At 50.3% G+C, this 5,339-nt stretch carries 8 protein-coding genes; 2 read left to right on the forward strand and 6 right to left on the reverse strand.

Going from position 1 to position 5,339, the window contains the following annotated elements:
* Positions 1 to 127: 127 nt before the first annotated feature.
* The 5 genes from G3480_RS24930 to G3480_RS24950 all read right to left on the reverse strand — a co-directional run bounded on the left by G3480_RS24930 (position 128) and on the right by G3480_RS24950 (position 3,607).
* Positions 128 to 475, reverse strand: a complete 348-nt coding sequence (locus G3480_RS24930; RefSeq protein WP_164656922.1) for a hypothetical protein — start codon at positions 473 to 475, stop codon at positions 128 to 130.
* A 556-nt stretch (positions 476 to 1,031) separates the two neighbouring features.
* Positions 1,032 to 1,496 carry a hypothetical protein gene (locus G3480_RS24935; RefSeq protein ID WP_164656923.1) on the reverse strand — a complete coding sequence of 155 codons (465 nt, stop codon included), beginning with the start codon at positions 1,494 to 1,496 and terminating at the stop codon, positions 1,032 to 1,034.
* Between the two features lie 397 nt (positions 1,497 to 1,893).
* Complete coding sequence (locus G3480_RS24940; RefSeq protein WP_164656924.1) at positions 1,894 to 2,187, reverse strand: hypothetical protein; 294 nt, start codon at positions 2,185 to 2,187, stop codon at positions 1,894 to 1,896.
* A 189-nt stretch (positions 2,188 to 2,376) separates the two neighbouring features.
* Entirely contained in the window at positions 2,377 to 2,793 is a 417-nt protein-coding gene (locus G3480_RS24945; RefSeq protein WP_164656925.1) for a hypothetical protein, read from the reverse strand.
* 121 nt (positions 2,794 to 2,914) lie between these two features.
* A complete protein-coding gene (locus tag G3480_RS24950) occupies positions 2,915 to 3,607 on the reverse strand; it encodes a hypothetical protein (RefSeq protein ID WP_164656926.1) in 693 nt (230 codons plus the stop codon).
* Positions 3,608 to 4,297: 690 nt separating this feature from the next.
* Between G3480_RS24950 and G3480_RS28700 the strand changes: the two genes are divergently transcribed.
* The gene (locus tag G3480_RS28700) at positions 4,298 to 4,576 is read left to right on the forward strand and encodes a SlyX family protein (protein ID WP_164656927.1); all 279 of its coding nucleotides are present in this window, start codon (positions 4,298 to 4,300) and stop codon (positions 4,574 to 4,576) included.
* A gap of 64 nt (positions 4,577 to 4,640) precedes the next feature.
* Here the strand turns inward: G3480_RS28700 and G3480_RS24965 are convergent, their stop codons facing one another.
* Complete coding sequence (locus tag G3480_RS24965) at positions 4,641 to 4,808, reverse strand: hypothetical protein (RefSeq protein ID WP_164656928.1); 168 nt, start codon at positions 4,806 to 4,808, stop codon at positions 4,641 to 4,643.
* A gap of 77 nt (positions 4,809 to 4,885) precedes the next feature.
* Between G3480_RS24965 and G3480_RS24970 the strand changes: the two genes are divergently transcribed.
* The gene (locus G3480_RS24970; RefSeq protein WP_240906051.1) at positions 4,886 to 5,290 is read left to right on the forward strand and encodes an isocitrate lyase/PEP mutase family protein; all 405 of its coding nucleotides are present in this window, start codon (positions 4,886 to 4,888) and stop codon (positions 5,288 to 5,290) included.
* The last annotated feature ends 49 nt before the right edge of the window (positions 5,291 to 5,339 follow it).

Here is a 5,339-nt window from a genome sequence, read left to right on the forward strand (position 1 = left end):
CGCGATCGCGCGACCGTCGCGGCGGGGCGCCGCTCCCACCGGTTGTGCGCTTGGACCAAAGGATGATCGAGGCCCTGAGGTCGATTCGCAGTATGGTCTCGGATTGATGGGCGTGTTAGGCAATTGATTAACTATCCGCTGGTCGGCGCTTGTGGGGAATTGAGTAAACTGTCCCCGGAACTCCATATCTATCGTCTCTTCCAGACTCAACCGCAATAACATTGCCTTCGAAATCATAGACCTGAATTAGGAATGGCTCAAAAAAGCTATGACTAAATATATCATATGTAGCACCTTTGACTGCGGTCCAAACAAAAAGATCTTTCAACCCCGCATAATCCTCTGATGTTCCGTAATAAGCTCGGAAGTCCCAATCGTTTTCAGCATAAGTATATTCTTGAAATGTTAACTTTGATGCAGTCGCCATCTCTGAAGCTGTCAAGTCAGGAAGATAGTCGATGGTCGTGTATGTCATTAAGAAGCCTCAACAAAAATAAAGTTGTACCGAGCGCCAACGAATAAGGTTAGATCGTCCGAGCGAAGCGAGTAGAAAAGAGTAGAAAAGGGGACAGATTTATTTTAAATTTGGCCTCTTCGGCGGAGCGAGGGAGGTCTCGAACATGAAAGCTGCTTCCGTTCTGGTCCAAGATCCGGTTTGTTGCGAATAAATAAATCCGTCCTCTTTTCTGTTCCTGCGAGCTTCCGGAGTTAGGTAAACTGTCCCCGGAACTGCGCTCCAAGGCTCCGCGAGCCCGCGGCCTCGAAAAGCTATTTTCTATACCCCCTGCGTACCTCCTCGATCCCGGGCTTGTCCAACAACCGGTTCAGATCGTCGCTCGCTTCGCTCGGACGATCTAACCTTATTCGTTAGGTCAATGTTGGATTACATGCCCCCGATTTTTCTTAAGTGATGCATTAAAAAATAAGCTATACGCTGTCACTTAATATAATAATTTTAAAAAACTGATTTTTAAGAAAAAATTTTACGGTGAGCCGGGATATGTGTATTCTAATTTTAATTAGTTAATAAGTTACGTTTGGATTGAGATTGGCCCCTCTAATGTGTCTAGCCACAATTCTAAATTTTCGTCCGACATGGTCTCCCATGGTTCAATATCGATTAGTGAACGATACAACTCAAGAGGCCATTCGGAAAAAACGTAATTACCGATGGAATCAATGTAATAATAGCAAGCTGAAGGATAAGTATGATATTGATCTATGTGCGAAAATATTGCCTTGGCCTCATCATTATCAAGTGTTAGGCGCTGCTGAATAAATTTGATGAAATTATCAAAGCTATTTGTCAGTTTTACGTGCTTAACCTGCGACAGATAATCATCTAGCACAGAGGCTTTATGTTCTGAAATAATTAACTCATGAAGCGGACCAGTGTCAATAGGAAGCCATCCGGCTCCATCACTGCCAGCATAGGCGAGCTGCGCGCCACCGGTATCAAATATGATTGGGCCGTATAGGTCAAATTCACTGATCATGAATTCTATTCTATCTTTTATGCTCACTTAGCCTCTTGTTCCGTGTGCTTAGTAAAATGATGCGTAGCTACTGTTGGCATCGTGCTTTTTGCAGTGGCAAGTATTCTAGTAAAACTGAATTCCAGCAGAGAACATGGTGTTCGGCGTCGTCTCTTGAGTCCTAACGTCACCCATAAGCTGGGCCATACTGCGCCACCACAACACTACGAAATTGCTCCGAGTTCGATGCGCAGTATGGCCTCGGCTTTATGGGCGTGTTAGGCGATTTCTTCTCTTCAGTCACCCGCACGGGCTTCCGGAGTTTAAACTGTCCCTGGAATTGCCCTTATCCCTACTGGCCCCTTATCCCTAGGGCAAGAGGGCATGATTCATAAGATGCAACGATGAAAGCCCCGATCTATCTATCTTGGAAGAACTCGTCAACTCGGCGACGGATGCCTTCAAAAAAGTAGTCATCAATGTTGTTCTCAAACCATTTCATGTATACCATCCTTTCGCTTTCTCCACTGTCTAAGAAATCCTCCCAGATGCCATGGGTTGAAGCTCCTTCCACAATTCCTTCATAGACATTTTCTTTCGTTATTTCCAGCTCCCAATCCTCAAATCCTTCGCTGCAATAACCATCTGCATACTGATAGCCACCTTCACGAATGTCTTCTATGGCTTTCTTACGTATCTCTTCGTCATTCATGATTGCTCCTACATTCCTCTGCGTTAAAGTTTTCGCGTTTCTGACCCTTCTGACCCTTCTGACCCTTCTGACCCTTCTGACCCTTGCTGACCCTGCGTCTGTGCTAGCGCCCAACGTCAAGGCTCAGGCGCCCACCAAAGCGGTAAGCCGATAGGCGCACCGCTTTGGTGGGTCGCATGGAGACGCATGTTAGCCATTCATAGCTTGAACGTCTTTGAAGTTACCGTCTTTATCAAATTTAATTATCATACTTCCAGCAATCATTACAAGATAAACAAACTGGCCGCTTCCATCTTTATTGAATTCTATAGATGTCTCCGAGGAATTATGCAAGAACATCTCATTCCAATCGAACGAATCATCAATGACTTTACTGTTAAGCAGATGATTAATTCCTGTATCCAGAAGGGTTTGTTCAAAATTCTGAAGAATAGGGAGCATTCTTTTGGCGTTTTGAATTCGACTCTCATAATTTTCTGGTGTAACATGAATGAAGATACCTATTTCTATATTTCGACTCCAAGGAATTTCAGAATAATAAGCAGTTTCTTCGACGACCACTAAGCTGCCTAGCGCATCATCTATTATTTCTGACGGTATATTCATTGAGTTTTTCTTTATGGCTAACGCCCAAGATAAGCCGCCCCGCGCGCGGCACTATTTGAGCGCAGCTCACGACCCCGACCGCGCGGGGTCGGCTTGAGCGCCGTGTTAGCTGTCAAGGCAATCACCAAACCTTTGGTATTATTGAAAATTCTTCTTTTGCTAATTCAAGTGTTCGTCCTTCTGCATAACCTTGAGTAATGAATCCTTGGTAGTTAAGGATCTTGATTTCTTCATCATCGGGGTATAAGCGCACAACGGTAATACCGTTCGATAAAGTAGCGATTCCATTAATACGACCAAAATCAAATCCATCAAAAGCCTTGACGAATACTGGAGTGTCTTTGCTGAAATCTATGAAAAGAGTGCTATAGGCGTCGCCGCCAACCCATTCCTGGTTAATGCAAAAAATATGAGAGCCTTTCGCGGAAATGACTTCAATCTGATTGTCGTAATCTACTAACCCGATACCTTCTTCTATCAGCTTTAGGGCTGATACTGACAATATAGAGTCTCCACGATCAAGTTTTATGGCGACGTGATCTACAGTATTTTCGTAGCTGTGACAATTATAGGTGTCATCGTCCGAAAAGTACCTTCTGAAAAATTCCTCGTCGATTTCTTCATCTTCACTTGAATCTAACTGTCGGAAATATTCCGCCGCATCAAAATCCGGTTGAACTTGATATGCAATAAGTTCTTCTCTTGTCAAGAAACGTGGTTCTGACAGATCGCAGTCTAGCAATTCCAGTTCTGCACGACGCTGGGTTTCGACTCTCTGAATTAAAACGGGCTCCACTGGCTGCTTGAATAGCATGATTTTCCCAGAAAAATTGAATGAGCGAACAGGCCGCCACATCCAGCTAACAGTTGACTAGACAGAATCCCCAAATATGGCACTAGACGGATTCTCTCATTCCTGTACTAGACAGATTCGGTCTAGCACCCGGCCCGGCCAAAACTCGGAAATCCCGCGCCAACACCGCAGCTAGGCGCCTAACGCCATGTATTCGCGACACCAAAACAGGGTTTAGCCCGCCGTACTAGAGAGAAACGGGATCCCCCATCCGACACCTTCCTGCGCAGTGCTGATGAGATCGACGGACACGGTTCGATCGTAAACCCGGACCGAGGGAGGGGCAATGAGAAGCTCGTCGTTGAGCGTTGCGGCGACCGTCCAGGCTGGTCCTGGCAGGAGCCGGCGTCGGCTTTCCCGGCGACTGCGGACTCCGACCGACTAGAGTTACCAGCGGCCTCGATCATTCTTCGGTCCAAGCGCACGACCGGTGGGAGCGGGGGGGGCCCCCCCCCCGCCGGGCCCCCGCGGGGGGGGGGGGGCGCCCCCGCCGGGGGGGGGGGGCCTCGGGGGGGGGGCCCCCGCTCCCACGTCGCTTTGCCTGAAGGATGCACGGTGTCGACTCAACCGACTGGAGGGTCCGATTATCAACGCCAGAATCTCATTCCAGCTGGCGCCGGATCGAGGTTTGCCTTCAAGGATCATACGCGAGTGCTCGACGCCCTCAAGCTCGGTACGAGTCGTCGAGCATGGTCCTTCGATCCGCCCTGGAAGATCCGCGTCATGAGCAGCGAAGAAGCCATCACCGACCTCCAAGTGCGACTCACCTACCAGGAAGACGACATGAAGGCGCTCAACCTGGTCGTGACGCAGCAGCAAGCCCAGATCGACGCCCTCAGGCGCGACATCGAGCGTTTGCGTGAGCTTCTCGCCCAGATGGCGCAAGCGCGGCCGGATCCCATCGACGACGAGCGACCGCCGCACTACTGAGTCTCGCCCGAGAGGGAGCCGAATCCCGCCTCGGTCGCCTCCAAGCCACAGCGCCCAAGCGCACTCACCCGGCGACACTCGCCGCTGCGTCTCCCATCCGGCACTGATGCCGCATCGTCAAGGAGTAGATGATGGGAGCCGCCACGCCAGCGCGCTGAGCAGCAGCCTGCGGCGGCATTTCCTCGGCGTCGTTGATCGGGTCCCGACTGGAGCGAACGAGGCGGAGACGCATGCCTTCAAGCGCCCTGAAGTGGCAGTGCGAAAAGCGCCCGTCCGAGTCCGTGCCCCATCCATCAAGAGACGCTCGACATGCACCAACGCGACACCCCAGCCAATCGGCTGCGGCCCCTCCTTGCAGAAGAACAGCTGCGACTCATGCCCTGCTGCTTCGATGCACTCTCGGCGCGGATGATCGAGGAGGCGGGATTCCCCCTGACCTTCATGAGCGGGTTCGCGGTCTCCGCCGCCCGCCTGGCCGTGCCCGACACCGGCCTCATCTCGGTCAGCGAAATGGTCGACCAGGGACGCAATATCTGCCAGGCCATCGACATTCCGGTGATTGGTGACGGGGACACCGGATACGGCAATCCGGCCAACGTGCGTCGTACGCTGGAGCAATATGCGACGGCAGGCTTCGCCGGCATCATGATCGAGGATCAGGTCGCTCCAAAGCGCTGCGGGCACACTGCAGAACTCCTGACATACGCCCATTAACTCGCTGAAATGGTGTTATAATTCTGGCTTGAATCGATAAATAAATACG

Origin of the sequence: Thiorhodococcus mannitoliphagus (assembly GCF_010915725.1) — a bacterium.
In the GTDB taxonomy this organism is placed as follows: domain Bacteria; phylum Pseudomonadota; class Gammaproteobacteria; order Chromatiales; family Chromatiaceae; genus Thiorhodococcus; species Thiorhodococcus mannitoliphagus.

Coding starts and splice junctions, on each gene's coding strand:
- G3480_RS24945 (WP_164656925.1), bottom strand. CDS start 2,793: ATGAATATACCGTCAGAAATAATAGATGATGCGCTAGGCAGCTTAGTG.
- G3480_RS24930 (WP_164656922.1), bottom strand. CDS start 475: ATGACATACACGACCATCGACTATCTTCCTGACTTGACAGCTTCAGAG.
- G3480_RS24970 (WP_240906051.1), top strand. CDS start 4,886: ATGCACCAACGCGACACCCCAGCCAATCGGCTGCGGCCCCTCCTTGCA.
- G3480_RS24940 (WP_164656924.1), bottom strand. CDS start 2,187: ATGAATGACGAAGAGATACGTAAGAAAGCCATAGAAGACATTCGTGAA.
- G3480_RS24950 (WP_164656926.1), bottom strand. CDS start 3,607: ATGCTATTCAAGCAGCCAGTGGAGCCCGTTTTAATTCAGAGAGTCGAA.
- G3480_RS24935 (WP_164656923.1), bottom strand. CDS start 1,496: ATGATCAGTGAATTTGACCTATACGGCCCAATCATATTTGATACCGGT.
- G3480_RS24965 (WP_164656928.1), bottom strand. CDS start 4,808: ATGCGTCTCCGCCTCGTTCGCTCCAGTCGGGACCCGATCAACGACGCC.